Source organism: Rugamonas sp. FW305-51, from assembly GCF_058786935.1.
The window spans coordinates 35,206-56,717 of record NZ_JBYSZG010000004.1 but is presented as its reverse complement, the minus strand read 5'-3'; the positions used below and the strand labels follow the sequence as shown (position 1 = coordinate 56,717).

Annotated in this window: 21 protein-coding genes; 13 read left to right on the top strand and 8 right to left on the bottom strand. The window is 66.0% G+C overall.

Annotated features, from left to right (window positions below; genetic code table 11):
- Positions 1-59 precede the first annotated feature (59 nt).
- The 6 genes from AC3WOS_RS04165 (at position 60) to AC3WOS_RS04140 (ending at position 5,365) form a co-directional block, all read left to right on the top strand.
- The gene (locus tag AC3WOS_RS04165) at positions 60-1,505 is read left to right on the top strand and encodes an esterase-like activity of phytase family protein (protein WP_492714581.1); all 1,446 of its coding nucleotides are present in this window, start codon (positions 60-62) and stop codon (positions 1,503-1,505) included.
- A gap of 61 nt (positions 1,506-1,566) precedes the next feature.
- On the top strand, positions 1,567-2,097 hold the full coding sequence (gene mobB, locus AC3WOS_RS04160) for a molybdopterin-guanine dinucleotide biosynthesis protein B (protein WP_492714580.1): 531 nt from the start codon (positions 1,567-1,569) through the stop codon (positions 2,095-2,097).
- A gap of 74 nt (positions 2,098-2,171) precedes the next feature.
- Positions 2,172-2,372 (top strand): YjfB family protein, encoded by a 201-nt coding sequence (locus AC3WOS_RS04155; RefSeq protein ID WP_492714579.1) that lies wholly within the window; start codon positions 2,172-2,174, stop codon positions 2,370-2,372.
- A gap of 353 nt (positions 2,373-2,725) precedes the next feature.
- Positions 2,726-2,992 carry a BufA1 family periplasmic bufferin-type metallophore gene (locus AC3WOS_RS04150; protein WP_492714578.1) on the top strand — a complete coding sequence of 89 codons (267 nt, stop codon included), beginning with the start codon at positions 2,726-2,728 and terminating at the stop codon, positions 2,990-2,992.
- 27 nt (positions 2,993-3,019) lie between these two features.
- Complete coding sequence (gene bufB / locus AC3WOS_RS04145) at positions 3,020-4,789, top strand: MNIO family bufferin maturase (protein WP_492714577.1); 1,770 nt, start codon at positions 3,020-3,022, stop codon at positions 4,787-4,789.
- A 102-nt stretch (positions 4,790-4,891) separates the two neighbouring features.
- Positions 4,892-5,365 (top strand): DoxX family protein, encoded by a 474-nt coding sequence (locus AC3WOS_RS04140; protein WP_492714576.1) that lies wholly within the window; start codon positions 4,892-4,894, stop codon positions 5,363-5,365.
- 118 nt (positions 5,366-5,483) lie between these two features.
- On the opposite strand, the gene AC3WOS_RS04135 is transcribed toward AC3WOS_RS04140, so the two are convergent.
- Both AC3WOS_RS04135 and AC3WOS_RS04130 read right to left on the bottom strand, forming a co-directional pair.
- Positions 5,484-5,774, bottom strand: coding sequence for a hypothetical protein (locus AC3WOS_RS04135; RefSeq protein ID WP_492714575.1), 291 nt, complete (start codon positions 5,772-5,774; stop codon positions 5,484-5,486).
- 157 nt (positions 5,775-5,931) lie between these two features.
- Entirely contained in the window at positions 5,932-6,150 is a 219-nt protein-coding gene (locus AC3WOS_RS04130) for an RNA-binding S4 domain-containing protein (protein WP_492714574.1), read from the bottom strand.
- Between the two features lie 178 nt (positions 6,151-6,328).
- On the opposite strand from AC3WOS_RS04130, the gene AC3WOS_RS04125 reads away from it, so the two are divergent.
- Positions 6,329-7,459 carry a hypothetical protein gene (locus AC3WOS_RS04125; RefSeq protein WP_492714573.1) on the top strand — a complete coding sequence of 377 codons (1,131 nt, stop codon included), beginning with the start codon at positions 6,329-6,331 and terminating at the stop codon, positions 7,457-7,459.
- A 49-nt stretch (positions 7,460-7,508) separates the two neighbouring features.
- Here the strand turns inward: AC3WOS_RS04125 and fumC are convergent, their stop codons facing one another.
- The gene (fumC, locus tag AC3WOS_RS04120) at positions 7,509-8,906 is read right to left on the bottom strand and encodes a class II fumarate hydratase (RefSeq protein WP_492714572.1); all 1,398 of its coding nucleotides are present in this window, start codon (positions 8,904-8,906) and stop codon (positions 7,509-7,511) included.
- Between the two features lie 149 nt (positions 8,907-9,055).
- Between fumC and AC3WOS_RS04115 the strand changes: the two genes are divergently transcribed.
- Positions 9,056-10,234, top strand: a complete 1,179-nt coding sequence (locus tag AC3WOS_RS04115; RefSeq protein WP_492714571.1) for a type IV pilus assembly protein FimV — start codon at positions 9,056-9,058, stop codon at positions 10,232-10,234.
- Between the two features lie 441 nt (positions 10,235-10,675).
- Here the strand turns inward: AC3WOS_RS04115 and AC3WOS_RS04110 are convergent, their stop codons facing one another.
- Together AC3WOS_RS04110 and AC3WOS_RS04105 are read right to left on the bottom strand one after the other, a co-directional pair.
- A complete protein-coding gene (locus AC3WOS_RS04110) occupies positions 10,676-10,960 on the bottom strand; it encodes a flagellar protein FliT (RefSeq protein ID WP_492714570.1) in 285 nt (94 codons plus the stop codon).
- 192 nt (positions 10,961-11,152) lie between these two features.
- Positions 11,153-11,980 carry an HDOD domain-containing protein gene (locus tag AC3WOS_RS04105; RefSeq protein WP_492714569.1) on the bottom strand — a complete coding sequence of 276 codons (828 nt, stop codon included), beginning with the start codon at positions 11,978-11,980 and terminating at the stop codon, positions 11,153-11,155.
- Positions 11,981-12,302: 322 nt separating this feature from the next.
- Between AC3WOS_RS04105 and AC3WOS_RS04100 the strand changes: the two genes are divergently transcribed.
- From AC3WOS_RS04100 to AC3WOS_RS04090, 3 genes are all read left to right on the top strand, one after another.
- On the top strand, positions 12,303-14,381 hold the full coding sequence (locus tag AC3WOS_RS04100; RefSeq protein WP_492714568.1) for a M13 family metallopeptidase: 2,079 nt from the start codon (positions 12,303-12,305) through the stop codon (positions 14,379-14,381).
- 81 nt (positions 14,382-14,462) lie between these two features.
- A complete protein-coding gene (locus AC3WOS_RS04095; protein WP_492714567.1) occupies positions 14,463-15,104 on the top strand; it encodes a class I SAM-dependent methyltransferase in 642 nt (213 codons plus the stop codon).
- Positions 15,105-15,222: 118 nt separating this feature from the next.
- A complete protein-coding gene (locus tag AC3WOS_RS04090; protein ID WP_492714566.1) occupies positions 15,223-15,420 on the top strand; it encodes a CsbD family protein in 198 nt (65 codons plus the stop codon).
- Positions 15,421-15,493: 73 nt separating this feature from the next.
- Here the strand turns inward: AC3WOS_RS04090 and AC3WOS_RS04085 are convergent, their stop codons facing one another.
- Positions 15,494-15,988, bottom strand: coding sequence for an Hcp family type VI secretion system effector (locus AC3WOS_RS04085; protein ID WP_492714565.1), 495 nt, complete (start codon positions 15,986-15,988; stop codon positions 15,494-15,496).
- Between the two features lie 183 nt (positions 15,989-16,171).
- The gene (locus AC3WOS_RS04080; RefSeq protein WP_492714564.1) at positions 16,172-18,382 is read right to left on the bottom strand and encodes a S9 family peptidase; all 2,211 of its coding nucleotides are present in this window, start codon (positions 18,380-18,382) and stop codon (positions 16,172-16,174) included.
- Between the two features lie 150 nt (positions 18,383-18,532).
- Here AC3WOS_RS04080 and AC3WOS_RS04075 point away from each other — a divergent pair, with 150 nt between their 5' ends.
- Entirely contained in the window at positions 18,533-18,919 is a 387-nt protein-coding gene (locus AC3WOS_RS04075; protein WP_492714563.1) for a nuclear transport factor 2 family protein, read from the top strand.
- A gap of 65 nt (positions 18,920-18,984) precedes the next feature.
- Here AC3WOS_RS04075 and AC3WOS_RS04070 read toward each other — a convergent pair whose 3' ends face one another.
- A complete protein-coding gene (locus AC3WOS_RS04070) occupies positions 18,985-20,409 on the bottom strand; it encodes an MATE family efflux transporter (RefSeq protein WP_492714562.1) in 1,425 nt (474 codons plus the stop codon).
- A 167-nt stretch (positions 20,410-20,576) separates the two neighbouring features.
- Here AC3WOS_RS04070 and AC3WOS_RS04065 point away from each other — a divergent pair, with 167 nt between their 5' ends.
- Complete coding sequence (locus tag AC3WOS_RS04065) at positions 20,577-21,509, top strand: DnaJ C-terminal domain-containing protein (RefSeq protein WP_492714561.1); 933 nt, start codon at positions 20,577-20,579, stop codon at positions 21,507-21,509.
- Positions 21,510-21,512 lie beyond the last annotated feature (3 nt).

Below are 21,512 nucleotides of genomic sequence, written 5' to 3'. Positions count from 1 at the left end.
CATTGCGTCATGTCTCAGTGATATTTTTACCCCATAGTCAACTATGCCGGGGAATATCAATGAAACACCTGAAGCTGATGCCGCTGCTGATCGCCGCCGCATTTTCCGTACCGCGCGCCCATGCCGTGGAGCTGATCGCCGTGGGCAGCCTGAGCGGCATGGCCGTGGACCTGTCGCCGGCCACGGCCGGCCCGCTGGAAAATGGCGTGGCCGGCAACCTGCTGGGCGGCCTCGGTTCCGGCCTGGCCTATGCCGGCGGCAATACCTTCATCGCCACGCCCGATCGCGGCCCCAATGCCAGTGTCTACAACCCGCTGGTGGACAACACCACGTCCTACATCAACCGCTTCCAGACCATCAACATGACGCTGACGGCCAACGCCGGCCCCGGCCTGGCCTACACGTTGACGCCGACGCTGAGCGCAACCACCTTGCTGTCGAGCGCCACGCCGCTGAGCTACGGCACCGGCGCACTGGGTACGGGCGGCAGCTACATGCTGGGCAGCGGCACGCCTGCGCTCAACAGCGCCGGCCATTTCTACTTCACGGGCCGCTCCGACAATTTCGATCCGACCCAGACCAGCGCCAACCCCAACAACGGCCGCCTTGATCCGGAAGCGGTGCGCGTGGCGCGCGACGGCAAGAGCGTGTTCGTGTCGGACGAATACGGTCCCTATGTCTACCAGTTCGACCGTGCCACGGGGCAGCGCATCAACAGTTTTGCGCTGCCGGGCAAGCTGGCCGCGTCCCACCTGGCGGCCAGCGGCGACGCCGAGATCGCCGGCAACGCCAGCGGCCGTATCGCCAACAAGGGCATGGAAGGGCTGGCCATCACGCCCGACGGCAAGACGCTGGTCGGCGCCATGCAAGCCAACCTGGAGCAGGACGCCAAGGGCACGCTGCGCATCGTCACCATCGACATTGCCACCAAGGCCACCCACGAATATGCCTACCAGCTCAGCACCGGCACCGGCGTGAGCGAGATCGTGGCGTTGAACGACCACCAGTTCCTGGTCGACGAGCGCGACGGCAAGGGCCTGGGCGACGGTTCCAAGGCCGTCAACAAGCAGCTGTACATGGTGGACCTGGCCGGCGCCACGGACGTGAGTGGGCTGGCGTCCATCGGCGCCGGCACGCCGGCGCTGAACAAGCAGCTGTTCCTGGACCTGGTGCCTGTCCTGGTGGCCAACGGCTACAGCGCCAGGCAGATTCCGTCCAAGATCGAAGGCCTGGCCTTCGGCGCCGACGTCATGCGCGACGGCGTGCTGACCCACACCCTGTACGTGGCCAACGACAACGACTTCAGCGCTGACAGCGGCGACAACAAGTTCTTCGTATTCGGACTGACCGATGCCGACCTGGCCCGCGTGGGCGCCAGCTACACGGCGCAAACCCTGTCGCCGGTGCCGGAAGCGCCCGGCTACGGCATGTTGCTGGCCGGCCTGGGCCTGGTCTGCCTGGTGCGCCGGCGCCAGCACAACGAGGTGTTCCGCAAGGACGTGTGAGCCCCGCCGTTGCCGGCCGCGTGAGTATAATGGCGGCACGACAACAAAGCGGAGCAGGGCGATGCAGGGCAATTCGGGCGGGTTGGGGCGTAAGGTGCTGGGCGTGGTAGGGCGCTCCGGCAGCGGCAAGACCACTCTGCTGGAATGGCTGGTCGGGCAGTTGGCCGGCGCCGGTTTGACGGTCAACGTGATCAAGCACAGCCACCATGATTTCGACATGGAGCCGCCCCAAAAGGACAGCGCCCGCCTGCGCCGCGCCGGCGCGGCCGAAGTGATGGTGGCCTCGCCCTACCGTTACGCCATCGTGCGCGAACTGCGCGGCGCGCCGGAGCCGGCCCTGGAAGACCAGCTGGCGCGCCTGTCGCCGGCCGATCTGACCTTGCTGGAAGGGTTCAAGTCTTACCCGATCGCCAAGCTGGAAGTGTACCGGGCCGCGTCCGGCAACGCGCCCCTGTATCCGGACGATGGCCACATCATCGCCGTCGCCTCCGACCAGCCGGCGCCGGACGGCCTGCGCGCCGGCCTGGCCTGGCTGGACCTGAACCAGCCGGCCGCCGTGCTGGCCTGGCTGCGCCATCACACGGGCTGCTAAATATTTGTGCGGCAGGCCTAAAGATCACGCCGGAACGTCCGTAAATAAGGTGATACGCCTTATTGGAGACTGACATGGACGTCACAGGTATTGCCCAACTATCAACGACGATTGCGGACACCGGCACCAAGCAGGCCGTTGGCGTGGCAGTGTTGAAAAAGGCCCAGGATATCCAGGCTTCCAGCGCCGCCGCCCTGATCGAAGCGATTCCGCCCGTGCCGTCCACGCCGAATCTGCCTTCGCACCTGGGCAACACGATCAACACCAAAGCCTGAGCGGCCACCGCCGCTGTCTGTCTGGCGCGCCTGCGGGCGCGCGCTGGGGCCGTGCGCGGCCCCTTTGTATTTCTTCCCGTTTTTTTTCCTCAGTCAACAGCCTTGTGGTGCGCGGCGTTACTACGCCTGGCGGTTTTATTTCGCCGGCTGTATCGGATAGCGCTGTTCTTTTCCCGCCATCTTAGTAAAATCGCCAGGTCTTGCCCGGGTTGAAACTCCCCTTTTTCAAAAAAATAGAAAAGCGCTGTAAGGTTTGCGCCGGGTGGGGCGACTACCGTCCAGATGCAGACGATAGCCGTCGCACCGCAAACCCGATTTCTTCCCCGTTATTTTTTCCTACAAGGAGACTTACCATGAACAAACGTCAAGCCCTGATCGCCGCCGCCCTCGCCACCGTCTGCGCCGCCAGCAGCGCCGCCACTTCGGCCGCCTCGGCCGCTACCGACAAGGAGAAGTGCTTCGGCATCGCCAAGGCTGGCCAGAACGATTGCGCCGCCGCCAACGGCGCCCACTCCTGCGCCGGCCAGTCCAAGGTCGACAACGGCGCCGCCGAGTGGAAATACGTGGCCAAGGGCACCTGCGAAAAAATGGGCGGCAAGACTGCCGCACCTGCCAAGTAATCGTTGCCGACGGTAGCGGAGCCCGCCATGTCCACTTCCCTGCAGAATGGTTCGCCAGTCGCCGCGCTGGGCGTGGGCGTTGGCGTAGGATTGCGGGCACCGCACTACCGCCAGTTCCTCGAGCAGCGGCCGGCCGCCGGCTGGCTCGAGGTGCACACGGAAAACTATCTCGACCAGGCAGGCTGGGACTGGCACGTGCTGGAACAGTTGCGGCGCGATTATCCGCTCAGCCTGCATGGGGTGGGGCTGGGCCTGGGATCGGCGCGGGGCTTTTCCGCTGCCCATCTGGAGCGGGTGGCCAGCCTCGTACGGCGGGCTGAACCGGTGCTGGTGTCCGAGCATCTGTGCTGGGGCGCCGTGGCCGACCGCCAGCTCAACGACCTGTTGCCGCTGACGCTGGACCAGGCTGCGCTCAACTTGCTGTGCGAGCGCGTGCAGCGGGTGCAGGACAGGCTGCAACGCCAGATCCTGCTGGAAAACGTCTCGACCTACGTGCGGTTCCGGGACGACGCCATGCGCGAGACGGAATTCCTGGCCGCCCTGGCCGCGCGCACGGGCTGCGGCCTGCTGCTCGATATCAACAATTTATACGTCAACCAGTGCAACCACGGCGAGGATGCCTTGCAGGCCATGGCCGACCTCACCGTCGGCACGGTGGGCGAAATCCACCTGGCCGGACACCTGGTCACGCCGCTGGCCGTGATCGACCATCACGGTGATACGGTGGCCGAACCGGTCTGGCGGCTGTACGAGGCGGCGTTGCGCCGCTTCGGCCGCGTGCCCACGCTGATCGAATGGGATACCGACATTCCCGCGCTGGAGGTGCTGCTGGGCGAAGCGGACAAGGCGCGCGCGCTGGCCGACCGGCTGGCGCCGGCGGCGATGGCGATACAGGCGATAGAGGCTACACCGACGGCCCAGGCAGCACAGCTGGCACGGGTCACTCCAGAGGCGCGGGCAGCACAGGCAGCACACGCGATCGCGGCAGTTTCAGCGGCGCCGGTGGCCTGTGCTGAAATGGACATTGCATCAGTCCCCCCGTTCGCGTTCACCCAGCAAGTTTTTGCCGCCGCCTTGTTCGATCCGGCGCAGGAGCCGGGCGTCCAGTCCCGCTTCCGGGCCGGGCAGGACGGGCGCCGCTTCGGCCTGTACCGGGGCAACCTGACGGCCACCTGGGACAAGACCCTGGCCAACGCCTATCCCGTGATCCGGCAGCTGGTCGGCGAGGAATTTTTCGGCGGTTTGAGCCAGGCCTACGGCCATGCCCATCCGTCCGGAAATGCCGACCTGAACCGCTTCGGCGCCGGCTTTGCCGATTTCCTGGCCGGCTTCCCCCATGCGGCTGACTTGCCCTATCTGCCCGACATGGCGCGGCTCGAGTGGGCCTTGCACCGGGCGCACTACGGACCGGCCGCCGCGGCCGCCACGGCCTCGCAGTTGGCGGCCGTGCCGCCGGAGCGGCTGGAAGAGCTGACCATGATGCTGCATCCGGCGTGCAGCCTGCACGCGTCGCCGTGGGCCGTCGTGCCGCTGTGGCTGGCCCACCAGCCCGACGGCGGGCACGACTTTCCGGAGACCATGGCGCAAGCCAGCTACGGCGCCGTGCTGCGGCCGCAGTGGAAGACCCGGTTGCTGCCGCTCAGCCCGGCGACCCATGCCGCGCTGGGCCAACTGGCGTCCGGCGCCCCCTTCGGTGCGGCATTGGATGCCGCCTTTGAACGGGATGAAGACTTCGATATCGGCGCCCAGCTGACCCAGTGGCTCGATAACGGCCTGATCGTCGGCCTGGGTGGTTGATTTCGACCCACATTCAATGTAACACTGGCAATCAGCGCAACAGCAGTACCCGCCTCGCTGCCGGCGAGGTTGTCCCTATCTTTATCAACGAATGAGAAAAACATGATGAAAATGATACTTGGGCTGCACCAGCAATTTTCCCGCTTCGACGCCAACCTGACGGAATGGGGCGGTTCCCTGCTGAACCTGGCGTTGCGCTTTTACGTCGGCAGCCAGTTCTTCAAGGCCGGCCTGATCAAGGTGGGCGACTGGACCGCCACCCTGGCCCTGTTCCACGATGAATACAAGGTGCCGGTGCTGCCGCCGGAACTGGCGGCCTGGATGGGCGCGGGCGGCGAGTTGCTGTTTCCCGTGCTGTTGTTCGCCGGCCTGTTCACACGCCAGGCGGCGCTTGGTCTGCTGGCCGTGAACGTGATGGCCGTCATTTCCTATCCGCAGCTGTTCAGCTTCGATTGCCCGGCCGCCATCAACGACCACCTGTACTGGGGCTTGCTGTTGCTGGTGCTGGCCGCTTTCGGACCGGGCCGCTTCTCGGTGGATGAGGTGATTGAGGAAAAACGGGCCGGCGGGAAATAAGGGCGGGCAAAGCTAACGACGGACAAAGCGAGGGGGGCTTAGCGCAGGGCGGGCTCATCGCCGAGCAGGCTCAGCGCAGCGCAAGTTCAGCGCAGGGCAAGTTCAGCGCAGGGCCGGCTCAGCGCGTCTGGAAGGCGCGCAGCACGCGCGCTTCGCCGCTGGCCTCCTGGTGCAGCGCGCAGGCCGCGTCGGTGGCGGCGATCATGCGCAGCAGCTGGGCATCCTCGAAGCGGGCCAATTCCTCGGTGGCCGTGTGCAGTGCCTGGGCCAGCCTGGCCCTGGCGCTGTGGTACAGGGCGCTGTCATACTGGTCCGTGTTTTTCAGTAACTCTTCCGCGTTTTCTATCACTTGCCGCAGGTCGCCTATCAGCCTTTCCTGGGTCTGCAAACTATGCTCAGGGCCGTCCATGGCGTTCCCCTTGTGTACGGTTGATCTGGCCGCAACGCGGTGCAGCCCAATATAGCAATCGGGCGCCGCAGCGGTTTGCGCCGGATCAAACGTGACCGGCCACGCTTTCAGCTTAGAAGGTTATTGCCCAAATGCAAGAGCGAAATCATTGTTGATATCAAGCCGGCGTCACGTTGATTTCGATGTCGCCCACCTTCACGCGCTGGCCGGCGCGGATCTTGGCCGTCTTGCGCAATTCCTGCTTGCCGTCCACCTTGACGGTACCGCTGGCCACCATGGCCTTGCCGGCGCCGCCGCTGTCGCACAGGCCCACCAGCTTCAATAGCTGGTTCAGCTCAACAAACTCACCGTTCAATTCGAAACTTACTTTCTGCATTTTCATCCTCTGTTACTATGGTGGCTAGCAGGTGTGCTGTGCCACCGGCTAGTTTAGCGTCAATTCGACGGGGCCGTAGTTTACTCGATGGCCAATGCAGTTTTCATATTGCTACGTGGAAAATTGATTGCTATGCTGAATTAACTGCATTGCGCAGTACTCGTCAGCGAGAAGTATCATGAAACCGTTCGCATCTGCCGTCTCGTTCGCCGCCGTGTTGCTGGCCAGTGGGTCAGCGCAGGCCGCCGGACAGGAATCGGCCAATTTCCCCCCAGTAGAATCCAGTCGTGCGGCCTTGCCTTTGTGGAGTCCGGCGGCACAGTGGTTCGTCGCCATGGATCGCCAGGCCGCCATGCTCGACCACCAGGGTAACGGCGTCTCGCTGAGCTACCTGGCCGATGGCGGCGCGCTGGCGGCCGCGCAGCGCAATGGGCGCGGCACCGTGGTCGGGGTAGGGGCGGGCGGCATGAGCGGCCATTTCTTCGGGCTGGAGGCATCCGGCCTGGCGCCGCTGGAAATCGGCGGGATCGACCGCTTCAACGCGCCCTACTATGGCATGGTGCGCGATGCCAGCCATGCCGGCTTCAGCATCGTGGCCGGCGACGGCGGACGGCTGCGCTTCGGCGCCCTGTCCGGCCAGCCTGCCGTGCTGAACGATCCGTTCGGCCAGGCCATCAACGATCGCAGCAAGCGTTTCCTCAGCAGCGCCGAATTCGAGCAGAAGATGGGGCGGGCCGTGGGCATCGTCAGCGTTGGTATGCTGCGCGAGAACGGTTCCATGCTCGGTAGCCAGCTGGTGCAGTCGCTGGCCTTCACCACCAATCCCACCACCACCTTCACTTCGCTGTCGGTCGGTTACGCGCTGTCGCCCACCAGCTCGCTGGTGGCCATGGCCTCGTCCGGCCGCACGGCCGGGCTGGGGGCCACCGACAGCCTGCTGGCGCAAGTGTCGGAAGTGCGCACCGTGGCTTACAGTTTCGGCTATTCGGCCAAGCAGCTGTGGCGCCGCGACGACCGCTTCGGCCTGACCTTCTCGATGCCGGCCAAGGTGCGCTCCGGTGCCGCGGCCCTGGGCGGGCCGGCCCTGCAATCGCCGTTGACGGGCGCGCTGGGCGATGTGACCCAGCCCCTGAACCTGCATCCGACGGCCACCGAACGCGACCTGGAGCTGACCTACAGCACGGGCGTGGGCCATGACGCCCGCCAGGGCAGGGTGACGGGCGCCATGATGTGGCGCGTCAACCCCGGCCACGATGCCATGGCCAAGCCGGAATTGATGCTGGGCGTGCGCTACGTGCGCGGCTTCTAGCGCGTCCTTCGGCCCGGGTGCTGCGGCCGGCCTGCCCTGGCCAACTTCATCAGCCCTGGGCACCGGGGCGCGTCATGTCCAGCGGCACGATCCACTGGGCGAACTGCTGCTCCGTCACATACCCCAATGCCAGCGCCGCCTGCTTGAGCGTCGTCCCATCATGCTGGGCTTGCTTGGCGATCTGCGCCGCGCGGTCGTAGCCGATGTGGGGCGCCAGCGCCGTCACCAGCATCAGCGAACGTTCCATCAGCTCGGCGATGCGGGCCCGGTCCGGTTCGATGCCGCGCGCGCAGTGATGCTCGAAGCTGACCATGCCGTCCGCCAGCAGGCGCGCGCTTTGCAGGAAGTTGTGGGCGATCAGGGGCTTGTACACGTTCAGTTCGAAATTGCCCGAGGCGCCGCCCACCGTGATCGCCACATCATTGCCGAACACCTGGCAGCACAGCATGGTGACTGCTTCGCACTGGGTGGGATTGACCTTGCCCGGCATGATGGAACTGCCCGGCTCGTTCTCCGGGATGGTGAGCTCGCCCAGGCCGGAACGGGGACCGGAGGCCATCCAGCGCACATCGTTGGCGATCTTCATCAGGGCCGTGGCCAGCGTCTTGAGGGCGCCGTGCGCCGACACCAGCGCATCGTGGCCGGCCAGCGCGGCGAATTTGTTGTGGGCCGTGCGGAACGGCAGGCCCAGCGCCTGTTCCAGTTCGGCCGCGATGCGCACCGCGTATTCGGGATGGGCGTTCAAGCCGGTGCCAACGGCCGTGCCGCCGGCAGCCAGTTGCAGCACGCCGGGCAGGGCGGCGGTGATGGCGTGCTCGGCATAGTCGAGCTGGGCCACGTAGCCGGAAAACTCCTGGCCCAGCGTGAGCGGGGTGGCGTCCTGCAAGTGGGTACGGCCGATCTTGACGATGTCGCCAAAGGCGCTGGCCTTGGCGTGCAGGGTGGCGCGCAGTTGCCGCAGGGCCGGCAGCAGGGCGTGCGTCAGGGCCAGGGCGGCCGCCACATGGATGGCGGTGGGGAAGATGTCGTTCGACGACTGGCCCCGGTTGACGTCGTCGTTCGGGTGCAGCAGGCGCTGCTCGCCCCGTGGGCCGCCCATCAGTTCCGAGCCGCGGTTGGCCAGCACCTCATTCATGTTCATGTTGGACTGGGTGCCCGAGCCCGTCTGCCAAACGGCCAGCGGGAACTCGTCCCCATGGCGGCCGGCCAGCACTTCGTCGGCGGCGGCCACGATGGCCTGGGCCTTGCTCGCGTCCAGCTGGCCCAGCGCCAGGTTGACGCGGGCGGCGGCCCGCTTGACGCTGGCCAGCGCCGCGATCAGCTCGGGTGGCATGCGTTCGCTGGAAATGCGGAAGTGTTCCAGCGAGCGTTGGGTTTGCGCGCCCCACAGCCGGCCGGCCGGCACCGCGATGGGGCCAAAGCTGTCGCGTTCGATTCGGCTGCTCATGATCGTTGCTCCAAAGTGACGATATGACAAGAGTGTAGCGCGGAATGGAGAAATTGATTCAGGGCTACAAAACGGGGAAATTCAGCCGTTATAGTACGTACACCCCAGCATAGGCCATCACCGACTTGAACATGCAGCGCAGACCACCATTGACCTCCACCTTGTGCGCGCTCGCCGTCGCCTGTGCCGCGCTGCAGACGCCGGCGGCCCGGGCGGCCGAACTGGGGGAGGCCAGCGTGCGTTCCTACATCGGCCAGCAGCTGGCGGCCGATATCGAACTGGTGTCGCTGACGCCGGACGAGGTGAACGGCCTGCAGGTGCGGCTGGCGCCGGCGGACGTCTACCAGGGTGCCAGCATCACCATGAATCCGGCGCTGGCCACGGTCCACCTGTCCGTGGTGCGGCGCGAGCAGCGCCAGTTCCTGCACATCACCACCCTCAAGGCCGTCGACGCCAGCTACCTGCACCTGTTCCTGGAGCTGGGCGTGGCGGGCCGTTACGACGTGCGGGCCGCCACATTGTGGCTGCAGGCCGATCCTCATCCGGCGCCGCCGCCGGCACCGTTGGCGCTGGCCCCAGCGGTGGTGGCCAGCGCTGCCGCGCAAACTGCCGGCAGTGCCGCATCGACGGCAGACCTGGATGCGGCGGCAGCAGCGGCATTGCGGACGGCCCGGTCCCGTACCAGCCTTGCGGCGCCCGGCCATGGGGTGTGGGAAGCTGTCAGCCACGAGGCGGGGGAAGGCGCCGCCCGGCAGGCTGGGGCATCAAACGCACGGGCTATCCCGACGGCCGATCCCGTCCCATCGCCGGCCGTCAAGCATCGCGCGCTGGCCGTGCCGCCGGCGATGCGCGGGCAAGCCGATGCCGTATGCGGGACCAATGCCGTCCGTCCCAGCGCGAAAGAGTGCGTCGTGCTCGATCGTCGCAGCGCGGCCCTGTCGAGCAAGCTGGTGGAGCTGGAAGACAAGGTCAAGATGCTGCAGACGGCGCTGGATGGCAAGGCTGCGCCGGACAGCAAGCCGGCGCCGGCCCGCATCGCCCCAAAGGCGGCGGCAGGCGCCAGCCGTTCCGGCCATGCCAAGCTCAAGTACAAGAAAGAAAAGCTGGTGGAGAGCGGGCCGGACATGGTGACCGTGGCGGCGGCCAGCGGTGCCGCGTTGCTGGCGCTGGCCGGCGCGGGATATTACTGGCTGCGCCGTCGCAAGCAGGCCGGCCAGGATCGTGCGCCGCTGAAGATCTGGCAAGGCTGGCGCCGTAAAAAGGCGGGCGCGGCTACTGCGGGAGAGGCGCCGCCCATGGCGGAAGATGCTTTAAATCAATCCCAATAGCGAAAGTTTTGACAACACAATACCCGTGTCCAGGAACTGAGCTATACTAAGGCCGTAGTTTCAATACTACGAATAAACAGGCCATGATCTGGCGCAGTCACCAACGATAGTGTGGCGCGCACCCAGAATGAGCGTTGATGAAACGACTTGGCTTGGAAGCGGTCTGCGCTGCCGGCAATGTGCGCGCGGACTCCGGATGCAACCGGAAGCGGAGCGACGCCAGGAGATACCTGGTGTTCGCTCTCCCCCAATTCCCAAAGAGCCCGGCCGTCGCCCACAGCGCAGCCGGGCTTTTTTACGTCCCGTCCCAGGCAGGAAATGTTGCCAGAAAAATGGGGACGTACCCCATTTCGCATTTCAAAAATGGGGTACGTCCCCATTTTTCTGGCGCGCATAAAAAAAGCGCCCGCAGGCGCTTTGTTGGCATTCTGATAGGGGTGCTTACTGGCGCGGCGCGCTCATGCCGGGAACCTGGTTCTTCCACGGTTCCGTCACGTCGCGGATGGCGCGGTCGTTGGCCAGGATTTGCTTCAGCAGGTCGATCTTGCGCAGACGCGGTGCGCCGCTCAGGGCGGGCAGCTCGCTGCTGGCGGGACGGGCGGCGATGGCGCACTGGTCTTCCAGGCGGCTCAGGCTGTCCCAGTCGCTCATGCGGGCGGCTGCGACCATCTGGTTGCTCAGTCCGGCAATATTTTCATACATCGAGAGGACTTCGGTGGAGGTCATGGGCGCACCCTGAAAAGTGGAAAAAGACTACCGCTTGTCTGGGGTAACGTCCTGTGCGGGAAGAACTTTAGGGTTTTTTGAAAATATTTTGCGAAATATCGAAAATATTTTCAAAACAGGGGGAGGCCGCAAAGAAAAACGGCTGCCTGCCCAAAAAATGGGCGGCAGCCGCAGCGAATCTTGCCGGTTTGCTTACTTGACCAGCTCTTCCAGGCCGGCGCTCAGTTCGTCGGGCGGCGGCATCTTGTCGATCAGGTCGCCGTCGTCCAGGCCCAGCGCCTCGGCCATGTCGGTCGGGTAGCAGCTGGCGATTTCCTCATCGCTCAGCTTGTTCTGCTCGACGCGGGCGCGCCAGGCAGCCAGGTACACCACGGCAGCCAGCCGGTTCGGTGGCGTCTGGGTGAGCGGATCGGGGAAGGCGCTGATGGTTTCGGAGAACGTGGCCGGGAATTTCCAGCGGCGCGCCAGTTCCGCGCCCACGTCGGCAAAGGTGTAGCCCAGCGAAGCGCGTTCCGCGTCGAGGCGGCGCGAGTCCATGGGGCCGGCGACCTTGTCGAGCGCCTGTGCCTGCTCCGGCATGGCCGAGTGGATCACCAGTTGGCCGATGGCGTGCATCATGCCGATGGTGAAGGCCAGGTCCGTGTTCTCGCCCGTCTGCTTGGCGATCCATTTGGCCGACACGGCCGTGTGCAGGCTGTAACGCCAGAATTGTTTGAGGTCCAGGCCGGGCACGGTCTTGAAACCGGACACCAGGCCGGAGCTGATGACGAGCGTGCGCACGGTGACGAATCCGAGCATCAGCACCGCGTCTTCCACCGTGCCGATGCTGCGCGACACGTGGTAATAGGCCGAATTGGCCAGACGCAGCAGCTTGGCGCTCAGCACAGGATCCGTGGACAGTTTCTTGGCGATCTCTTCGGTCGAGACGCTGGCCTTGTCGAAACTGCTGATCAGCTCTTCCACGACCTTGGGCGCGGTGGGCAACGCAGTCGGATTCTGGAACAGGGCATCAAGCTTCATTTTCTTCTCCTCGTTGGTTTCGCGTTGCTACCAGTGAACTATATAGCGATTCCCCCGATCGAAAAAGACATTTTGATGCCTGAGCGTATCTTTTTCGCCGGTGCGCCTGGAAGGGCGGCCAACATTCATGCACGAGCTGAACTGTATGCCTGTCAAGCCCATGTATGAACGTTGGCACCGACCCCGGTCAGCTTTTTTGCCGTCTGTTCCGGCGATCCTGCAGTTCGTCGCATGGCGCGCGCCGGCCGGCGGGGATGGCGCTACAGTGCACGCTGGCCCACCACGCCGACCCTTCACCCAGATCCACTATAAAAGGACAACCATGCACGCTTACCCCCGACCGCTGCGCCTTGCCGCCCGCAAGACCGCCCTCAGCCTGGCCCTGTGCGGCGCCGCCTTCGCGCTGGCGCCCGCGCACGCCGCGCCGGACGACACGGTCCCCGTCGCCACCACCGCAACCGCCGCCGCCAAGGCGGCCACACTGCCGGGCGACGACTTCTTCGATTACGTCAACGGCGATTGGCTCAAGTCGGTCGACATTCCCGCCGACCGCAGCAGCTGGGGCGTGGGCGCGGCGCTGGTGGAGGACACCAACCAGCGCATCGTCACGCTGATCGATGGCCTGGCCGCCGACCCGGCCGCCAGCGCCGAGGCGAAGAAGATCGTGGCCTACTACCGTACGTTCATGGATGAGGCGGCCATCGAGGCGCGCGGCCTGGCGCCCCTGCAAGCCCAGCTCAAGGAGATCGCCGCCATCAAGGACAAGGCCGCGCTGACGCGGGCGCTGGGCGCCACGCTGCGGGCCGACGTCGATCCGCTCAACGCCACCAATTTCTTCACCGAAAACCTGTTCGGCCTGTGGGTGGCCCAGGGCCTGACCGACGCCAGCCATTACACCCCTTACCTGCTGCAGGGCGGCCTGGGCCTGCCCGACCGCGCCTACTACCTGGACGACACGCCTGCGATGGCGGCGCTACGGGGCCAGTACCTGGCCCACATCGCCGCCACCTTCCGCCTGGCCGGCCTGGACCAGGCGGACGCCCGCGCCGCCCGCGTGTTCGACCTGGAACGCCGGATCGCCCAGTCGCACGCCAACCGCGAGGATTCGGCCGATGTGCTCAAGGCCAACAACCAGTGGCGGGCGGCCGACTTCGCGCGCAAGGCGCCCGGCATGGACTGGCAAGCGTATTTCCAGAGCGCGGGCCTGGGCGGCCAGCAGCAGTTCATCGTCTGGCATCCGACCGCCATCATCGGCGCGGCCAAGCTGGTGCAGACCATGCCGCTGGCCACGTGGAAGGATTTCCTGGCCTTCCACCGCATCAACCACGCGCACAGCGCCTTGCCGCAAGCGCTGTCGGCCCAGCATTTCGACTTCTACGGCCGCACCCTGAACGGCACGCCGCAGCAGTCCGTGCGCTGGAAACGCAGCCTGGCCGCCGTCAACGCGGCCATGCCCGATGCGCTGGGCAAGATCTACGTGGCGCGCTACTTCCCGCCCGAGTCCAAGCAGCGCCTGCAGCAGATGGTGGTCAAGATCGTCGATGCCTTCCACGCCCGCATCGACCAGCTGGACTGGATGGCGCCGGCCACCAAGCAGGAAGCGCATGCCAAGCTCAAGTCGCTGTACGTGGGCGTCGGCTATCCGGAAAAATGGGCCAGCTACGACGGCCTGCAGGTGACGCCGGGCGATGCGCTGGGCAATCTGCAGCGCGCCGAACTGTTTGAAACGCGCCGCCAGCTGGCCAAGCTCAAGCAGCCGGTGGACCGCGCCGAATGGTGCATGCCGGCCCAGCTGGTGAACGCCGTCAACATGCCGATGCAGAACGCGATCAACTTCCCGGCCGCCATCCTGCAGGCGCCTTACTTCGACCCGGCCGCCAGCGATGCCATGAACTACGGCGGCATCGGCGCCACCATCGGCCATGAGATCAGCCACAGCTTCGACGACCAGGGCGCCCAGTTCGACTCCAGGGGCTTGCTGCGCGACTGGTGGACGGCGGCCGACGGCGCCCACTTCAAGACGGCCTCGGCAGCGCTGGCGGCCCAGTACTCGGCCTACAAGCCGTTCCCCGACCTGGCCATCAATGGCCAACAGACGCTGAGCGAGAACCTGGCCGACCTGGCCGGCCTGGCCGCGGCCCACGACGCCTATCTGGCCTCGCTGGCCGGCCAGGCGCCCGTGGCCGACGCCGACCAGCAGTTCTTCACCGGCTATGCCATGAGCTGGCGCGAGAAGGAACGCGACGCCGCCTTGCGCCGCGCCATCCTGACGGACGGCCACGCACCCGACAAGTGGCGCACCGCCACCGTGCGCAACATGGACGCCTGGTACAAGGCCTTCAACGTACAGCCGGGCCAGACGCTGTATCTGGCGCCGGAGCAGCGGGTGCGGGTCTGGTAAAGTAGCAGGGCAGGGCGCCACGCGGTGTGGCGTCCGCCCCCATCGCTGCCGGGCGGATGGGGGCTAGCTGACAGGAGATGCATGGATACCGAACCGGAGCAGCGGGAGCAGCTGGAGCAGATCACGCAACGCACGCTGCAGCATTACGAGCAGACGGCCGAGCAGTTTTTCGCCGGCACCATAGACCACGACGTCAGCCAGAACATTGCCGCCTTGCTGCGCGCGATCGACGGGCCGGCGCCGCTGCGCATTCTCGACCTCGGCTGCGGGCCGGGGCGCGACCTCAAGACCTTGAGCGAACTGGGCCACGAAGCGACCGGCATCGACGGCTGTCCCCGTTTTGCGGCCATGGCGCGCGCCTGGAGCGGCTGTACTGTGTGGCAGCAGGATTTCCTGGCGCTCGATTTGCCGGCCTGCTATTTCGACGGCGTGTACGCCAACGCATCGCTGTTCCACGTGCCCAGCGCGGCGCTGCCGGCCGTGCTGCGCGCCTTGCACGATGCGCTCAAGCCAGGCGGCGTGCTGTTCAGTTCCAACCCGCGCGGCCACAACGAGGAGGGCTGGAACGGCCCCCGTTACGGCAGCTACTACGATTACCCCACCTGGGAACGCTACCTGACGGCGGCCGGCTTTGTCGCTGTCGAGCACTACTACCGTCCGCCGGGATTGCCGCGCGCACAGCAGCCGTGGCTGGCCAGCGTGTGGCGCAAGCCGGCGTCCTGAGGAATTCGCTCTATCTGTACGCCAACGCACGGTGTGTGCTCCATGGCAGGCATAGCATGGGGGCCAGCAAAGACACGACCACGTGTGTTTGCCCCCATCCATAACCAAGGAGTGCGCGATGAACAAGGACCAGGTCAAAGGGAAAGCCAAGGAAATCGGCGGCAAGATCCAGGAAGAGGCCGGCAAGCTGGTCGGCAGTACCCAGCAGCAGGTCAAGGGCTTGAACAAACAGTCCGAAGGCAAGCTGGAAAAGACCATGGGCGACGCCCGGCAAGCTGCGGAAGACATGCTGAAGGACCGCGGCAACCGTCAGTAAGGTAGGCGCCCGCAAGGCCGCAAACAAAAACAGCCGCACACGCGGCTGTTTGCACATCTGGCCGCGCCGTCCGTCAGGCGGCAATGCGGTTGGTGGACAAGTCCCAGCCGCCGGCCGTGTTGCCGCCGGCCCCGCCGCTGATCTTTTGCTGCATGTAGCGCCACTTGACCTTGGAGAACTTGAGCGCCACTTCTTCGCCCAGGATGTCGCCTTCCGCCACGCTGGGGGTGACGGCGCCGATCAGCACGTTTTCCAGTTCAATCTCGTAATACTTGACGCGCTCGCCCTGGCCGTCCGCGCGCATGAATTCGAACTTGGCCTTAGGGATGGTCTTGCCGGAAGCGCAGGTTTGCAGCAGCACGGGCGAGGCCAGGTCGGCCAGCTTGGACAGCACGATGTCGTGGTGCTCGCAGCGCTCGGCCGTGTGGCCGCCGCCGGTCGAGGCGGTGGCCGACTTGGGCTGGGTCACGGCCCAGTTGACCGACTTGCATTCGATCCAATCCTTGTGCCGGTCGTCCGCCGATTCGCCGCGGATGCCGTCTATGTGCAGATATACGTCGATAGCCATAAATCCTCCAAGAATAAGCAAGGCAGGGCGGAATCGCCCCGCAGTCCGCATTATTCAGGCGATGGCTAAAATGGCATTTGTGGACTATCAAATTGCATGTCTGCTGAGCTTGTTCCGGCGAGGGGAGGCGGTGGGAAGGGATTGCTGCCCGGCCAGAACAGGGTCTGGCCGGGTGTGCTGGACTTACTTACCGCTCATCAAGTGCTTCTTGAAGAACGCTTCGATGTTGCCGTACACATGGCGCTGCTGGGCGCGGCTGGACATGCCGTGCTTGCCGCCCGGGTAGGTCATCAGTTCAAAATGCACGTTGCGGTTGACCAGCGCATCGATCATGCGCGTCGTGTTGGTGAACAGCACGTTGTCGTCCGCCATGCCGTGCATCAGCAGCAAGGGCGACTTGAGGCCGTCCAGGTGGGCGTACACGCCGCTGTCGCGGTAGCCGTCCGCATTGTCCTTGGGCGTGCTCATGAACTGCTCCGTGTAGTGGGTGTCGTACAGCGACCAGTCCGTCACCGGCGCCACCGAGACGCCCAGCGCGATCTTGTCCGATGCCCCCGCCAGCAGGCGCAGCGTCATGAAGCCGCCGTAGCTCCAGCCGAACACGCCGATGCGCTTGGCGTCGACAAAGCTTTGCTGGCCTAGCCAGGCAATGCCCGTCAGCTGGTCTTCCACTTCCACCTTGCCCAGCTGGCGGTAGATGGCATCCGTGAAGGCGCGCTCGCGGCGGAACGAGCCCCGGTTATCGAGGCGGAACACGATAAAGCCCTGCTGCGCCATGTACTGGTCGAACAGGTTACCCCACTTGCGCGCCACGTGCTGGGCGTGCGGGCCGCCGTAGGTGGACAGGAACACGGGATACTTCTTGAACTGGTTGAAGTTGGCCGGCTTGAGCAGCGAGTAGTACAGGGTCTGGCCATCCTTGGCCTTGAGCGTGCCGTATTCCGTGTGCAGGTGGGCCGCCTTGTAGCGCGCGTACGGATGGCTGGCGTTCAGTTCATTGTGTTCCAGCCAGCCCACCATGCTGCCGTCGGGACGACGGATGCTCACTTGCGGCGGGGTGTCCGGGTCGGACCAGGTGTCGACGAACACTTCGCCGTTGCGCGAGAAGGCCGCGTCGTGCCAGCCGTCGCCCTGGGTGATGCGCTGCGGGTGGTCGGCCGTGCTGCCGTCGATGGCCAGCGCGTAGGTCTGGCGGTCGATCACGGCGTCGCGGTTGGAGGACACATAGACCCGGCCCGCCTTTTCATCGACGGCCAGCAGGTTGTCTATGCCCCAGGCGCCGCTGGAGATGGGATGCAGCAGCTTGCCCGCCATGTCATACAGGTACAGGTGGTTGCGGCCACTGCGCTCGGACGACCAGATGAAGCCGGCGTCGTTGGCCAGGAAGCGCAAGTCGTCGTGGATGCCGACCCAGGTGGCCGAGGTTTCCGTCACCAGCACGCGCTGGGCCAGTGTGGCCGCGTCGACGGCCACCAGTTCCAGCGTCTTCTGGTCGCGGCTCTGGCGCTGGAACAGCAAGGTCCTGGCGCTCGCGCTCCAGTCGGCGCGCACCAGGTAGATGTCCGGGTTGGCGCCCAGGTCCACCTGGCGCTGCTCGCCCGTGGCGGGCGAGACGAGCATCAGCTGCACCAGCACGTTGGGATCGCCGGCGGCCGGGTAGCGCTGCTCGACGACGTCGGTGCGGTCGGCGAAGATTTCGAAACGGCGCGCCACCGGCACCGGCGATTCGTCATAGCGCTTGTAGGCGATGGCGCTGTCGTCCGGGGCCCAGTAGTAGCCGGTGGTCTGGCCCATTTCTTCCTGCGCCACGAATTCGGCCTCGCCGTTGTGGATGGTGCCGCCGCCGTCCGTCGTCAGCTGGCGCTCCTTGCCGGTGGCCAGTTCGATCACCACCAGGTTCTGGTCGCGCACGAAGGAGACGTAGCGCCCGCGCGGCGAAATCTTGGGATCGAACACATTGCCCGAGGCGACCAGGCGCGCCTGGTCGGGCTGGCTGACGTCGATCAGGTACAGGTTGCCGGCGATGGGCACCAGCAGCTGCTTGCCGTCGGGCGACCAGCTGTAGCTGAGGATACCTTTCAGGCTGGCCACGCGCTCGCGCTCGCGGCGCGCCTTCTCGGCAGCCGACAGGTTTTCTTCCGGCACCAGGATCTTGGAATCGACCAGCCGGTGGGCGCTCTTGTCCTTCAGGTTGTATTCCCACAGGTCGAGCTGGAACTGGTTGTCGGCGCGGCCGCGCAGGAAGGTGACACGGGCGCCGTCGGGCGACACTTTCAGGTTGCGCACGCCGGGCCCGCCCAGCGCCGGATCGGCGTGGATGCGGTCCAGCGTCAGCTGTTCGGCGGTGGCCGGCACGGCTGCCAGGGCGGCGAGGAAGCACAGGATAAAACGCATGGGAGTCTCATGGTGATTTGCTTAGCGCAAGACGATACCAGAGTACGGCAGCGATAGCGAGCGGGGACGCTGCCACGCTGGCATTCCGGGCCATGGCTGCTAGACTGAATGCCAACCAGCGTCCACCCACCGCCGAGCAAGGAGATCGCCATGGGCAAGTCCGCCGAAGTCGTGCAACAAATCTATGCCGCGTTCGGACGCGGCGACGTGCCCGCCATCCTGGCCCTGGTGGCTGACACGGTGGACTGGGAGTTTGTCGGTTCGCCCAGCCTGCCGATCGCGGGGCGGTGCCGCAACCGTGACGAGGTGGGCGCCTTTTTCGCCGCCATCCCGCAGACGGACAATATCCACGCATTCGAGCCGCGCGAATTCATCGAGGCGGGCGAGCATGTGACCGTGCTGGGCTGGGAGCGCGCGACGGCCGTTGAAACGGGGCGCGAGTTCGCCACGGAATGGGTGCACATCTTCACGGTCCGCGAGGGCAAGGTCACCCGCTGGCGCGGCTTCCTCAACACGGCCGCGCGTCACGGCCTGTAGCGGGGCCTCGGTGCCCATCCAGTCAACGCACGGTTGGCCCGGCTATCGCGTCGCAAGCGGACGAATCAGCGCGCCGCGCCCTGGCGCGCAGGCTGCTGCTGTGGCGGGGCTTGGCGCGCGCGCTGCAGCGAGAGCCGGTTGAGCGACAAGCTGAGCAGCACTGCCGCCATCGTCAAACCCACCACCAGTCCGATCCAGAAGCCATCGGCCGCCATCGGCGCGGCCGGCGCCCATGGCAGCGCGGCCGGCGCCAGGCCCAGCACATAACCGAGCGGCAGGGCGAAGCCCCAGAACGACAGCAGCTGGATCTGCATCGGCGGGCGCGTCACCTTGTAGCCGCGGATGGCGCACGAGGTGGCCACCTGGGTGGCATCGGACAGCTGGAACAGGGCGGCGAACAGCAGCAGGTGGGCGCACAGCTGCTGCACGGCCGGATCGGACGTGTAGGCCCGGGCGATCTGCTGGCGGAACACGGTGATGAACAGGGCCGACAGGATGGCGAACAGCAGCGACATCGCCACCCCCACCCATGCCACGAAGCGGGCCCGCTGGGGATTGCCTTCGCCCATGGCGTGGCCCACGCGCGTGATCAGGCCGATGCCGAAACTGAGCGGCACCATGAACACCAGCGAGGCGAAATTGAGGGCGATCTGGTGGGCGGAAATCTGCACCACGCCAAAGCGGGCGATCAGCAGGCTGACGGCGCCGAACGCGCTCACCTCGGCGAAATAGGTGATGCCGACGGGCAGGCCGAGGCGCAGCATGTAGCGGATCTCCGGCCAGTGCGGCCATTCCCAGTGGGTGAACGGGAAGGTGGCCCGATAGACGGGCGCCAGCCGCATCCACAGCAGCATGGCGGCCAGCATCAGCCACATGCACAGTCCCGTGGCGACGGCGCAGCCCACGCCGCCCAGGGCCGGGAAGCCGAGGTTGCCGAATATGAGCAGCCAGTTGACCACCACGTTGAAGCACAGGCCCAGGATGGCGATCACCATCACGGGCTTGGTCTGGTTGATGCTGGTGCTGTAGCCGTACAGGGCGCGATAGGCGGCATACGGCGGCAGGCCGATGCTGATCACGTGGACGAAGCGCGAGGCCTGGGCTTGCACGTGGGGCGTCAGGTACAGGTGGTCGAACAGCAGCGTGGCCAGGTTGGCCAGCGCGGCCGCCACCAGGCCCACGCCCAGCGCCTTCCACAGCGACTGGCGCACGGCGTGGGGAATCTTGCTCATTTCGCCGCCGCCCACGTCGTGCGCTACGACGCTGTTGATGGCCATCATGATGCCCGTCACCGTGACCAGGATGATGGACCAGACCGAGGCGCCCAGCGACACGGCGGCCAGCTCGTCGGCGCTGGCGTGGCCCGTCATGGCCACGTCGGCCACGCCCATGCCCACCGTGGCCAGCTGGCCCACCAGCACCGGCCAGGCCAGGCGCCACAGGGCGGCCGCTTCGGCACGGATGTTGGGCAGGGTGAAGGAATAGGTCATGGGCGCACCGGAATAGGGAAACGTCCGATTTTACTGTGAAACGCGGCCCCTTGCCGGCATCGCCCAAGCCGCGACCGACCCGCGTCCGGCTTGATGCGGCAGAGCGAAAATGCGGCCAATCGGAGTATGCTAACCTGTGCTGCTGGCAACCACAGGGAGTGTGAACCGTGGAATACAAGGATTACTACCAGACGCTGGGCGTGAAGAAATCGGCCACCGAGGACGAGATCAAGAAGGCGTACCGCAAGCTGGTGCGCAAATACCATCCGGACGTCAGCAAGGAACCCGATGCGCAGAAGAAGACCCAGGAACTGAACGAAGCCTACGGCGTGCTAGGCGACCCGGAAAAGCGGGCCGCCTACGACGAGCTGGGCCAGGGTCACCATTACCACGCCGGCCAGGAATTCCGGCCACCGCCGGACTGGAGCCGCACCTACGGCGCCGGTGATTTCGGTAACGGCAATGGCTTTGGCGCCGGGGGGGCCGGCGCCAGCGACTTTTTCGCCGACCTGTTCGCCCACCTGGGCGGACGCCGCCGCGCCGCGCCCACCCGCGGCGAGGACAGCCACGCCAGCATCGCCATCGACCTGGCCGACAGCTACCACGGCGCCACCCGCCACATCACGCTCTACATACCGGAACGCGACGCGCACGACCGCATCGTCACGCGCGAGCGCACGCTGAGCGTCAACATTCCCAAGGGCGTGACGGCCGGCCAGCAGCTGCGCCTGGGCGGCCAGGGCCAGCCGGGTGCGGCGGGGCCGGGCGACCTGTACCTGGAAATCCAGTTCACGCCCGACGCGCGCTACCGGGTGGACGGGCGCGACGTGTTCGAGACGGTGCCCGTGGCGCCGTGGGAGGCGGCGCTGGGGGCGGAAATCAACCTGCCCACGCCGTCGGGCAAGGTGACGGTGACGGTGCCGCCCGGCTCGCAGGGCGGGCGCAAGTTGCGCCTGCGCGGGCGCGGCATCCCCGGCAATCCGGCCGGCGACCTGTATCTGCTGCTGGAGGTGGTGCTGCCGCCGGCCAGCAGCGCCAGGGCGCGCGAGCTGTACCAGGCGATGGCGCGCGAGCTGGCTTTCAATCCGCGTGGAGGATAGGCG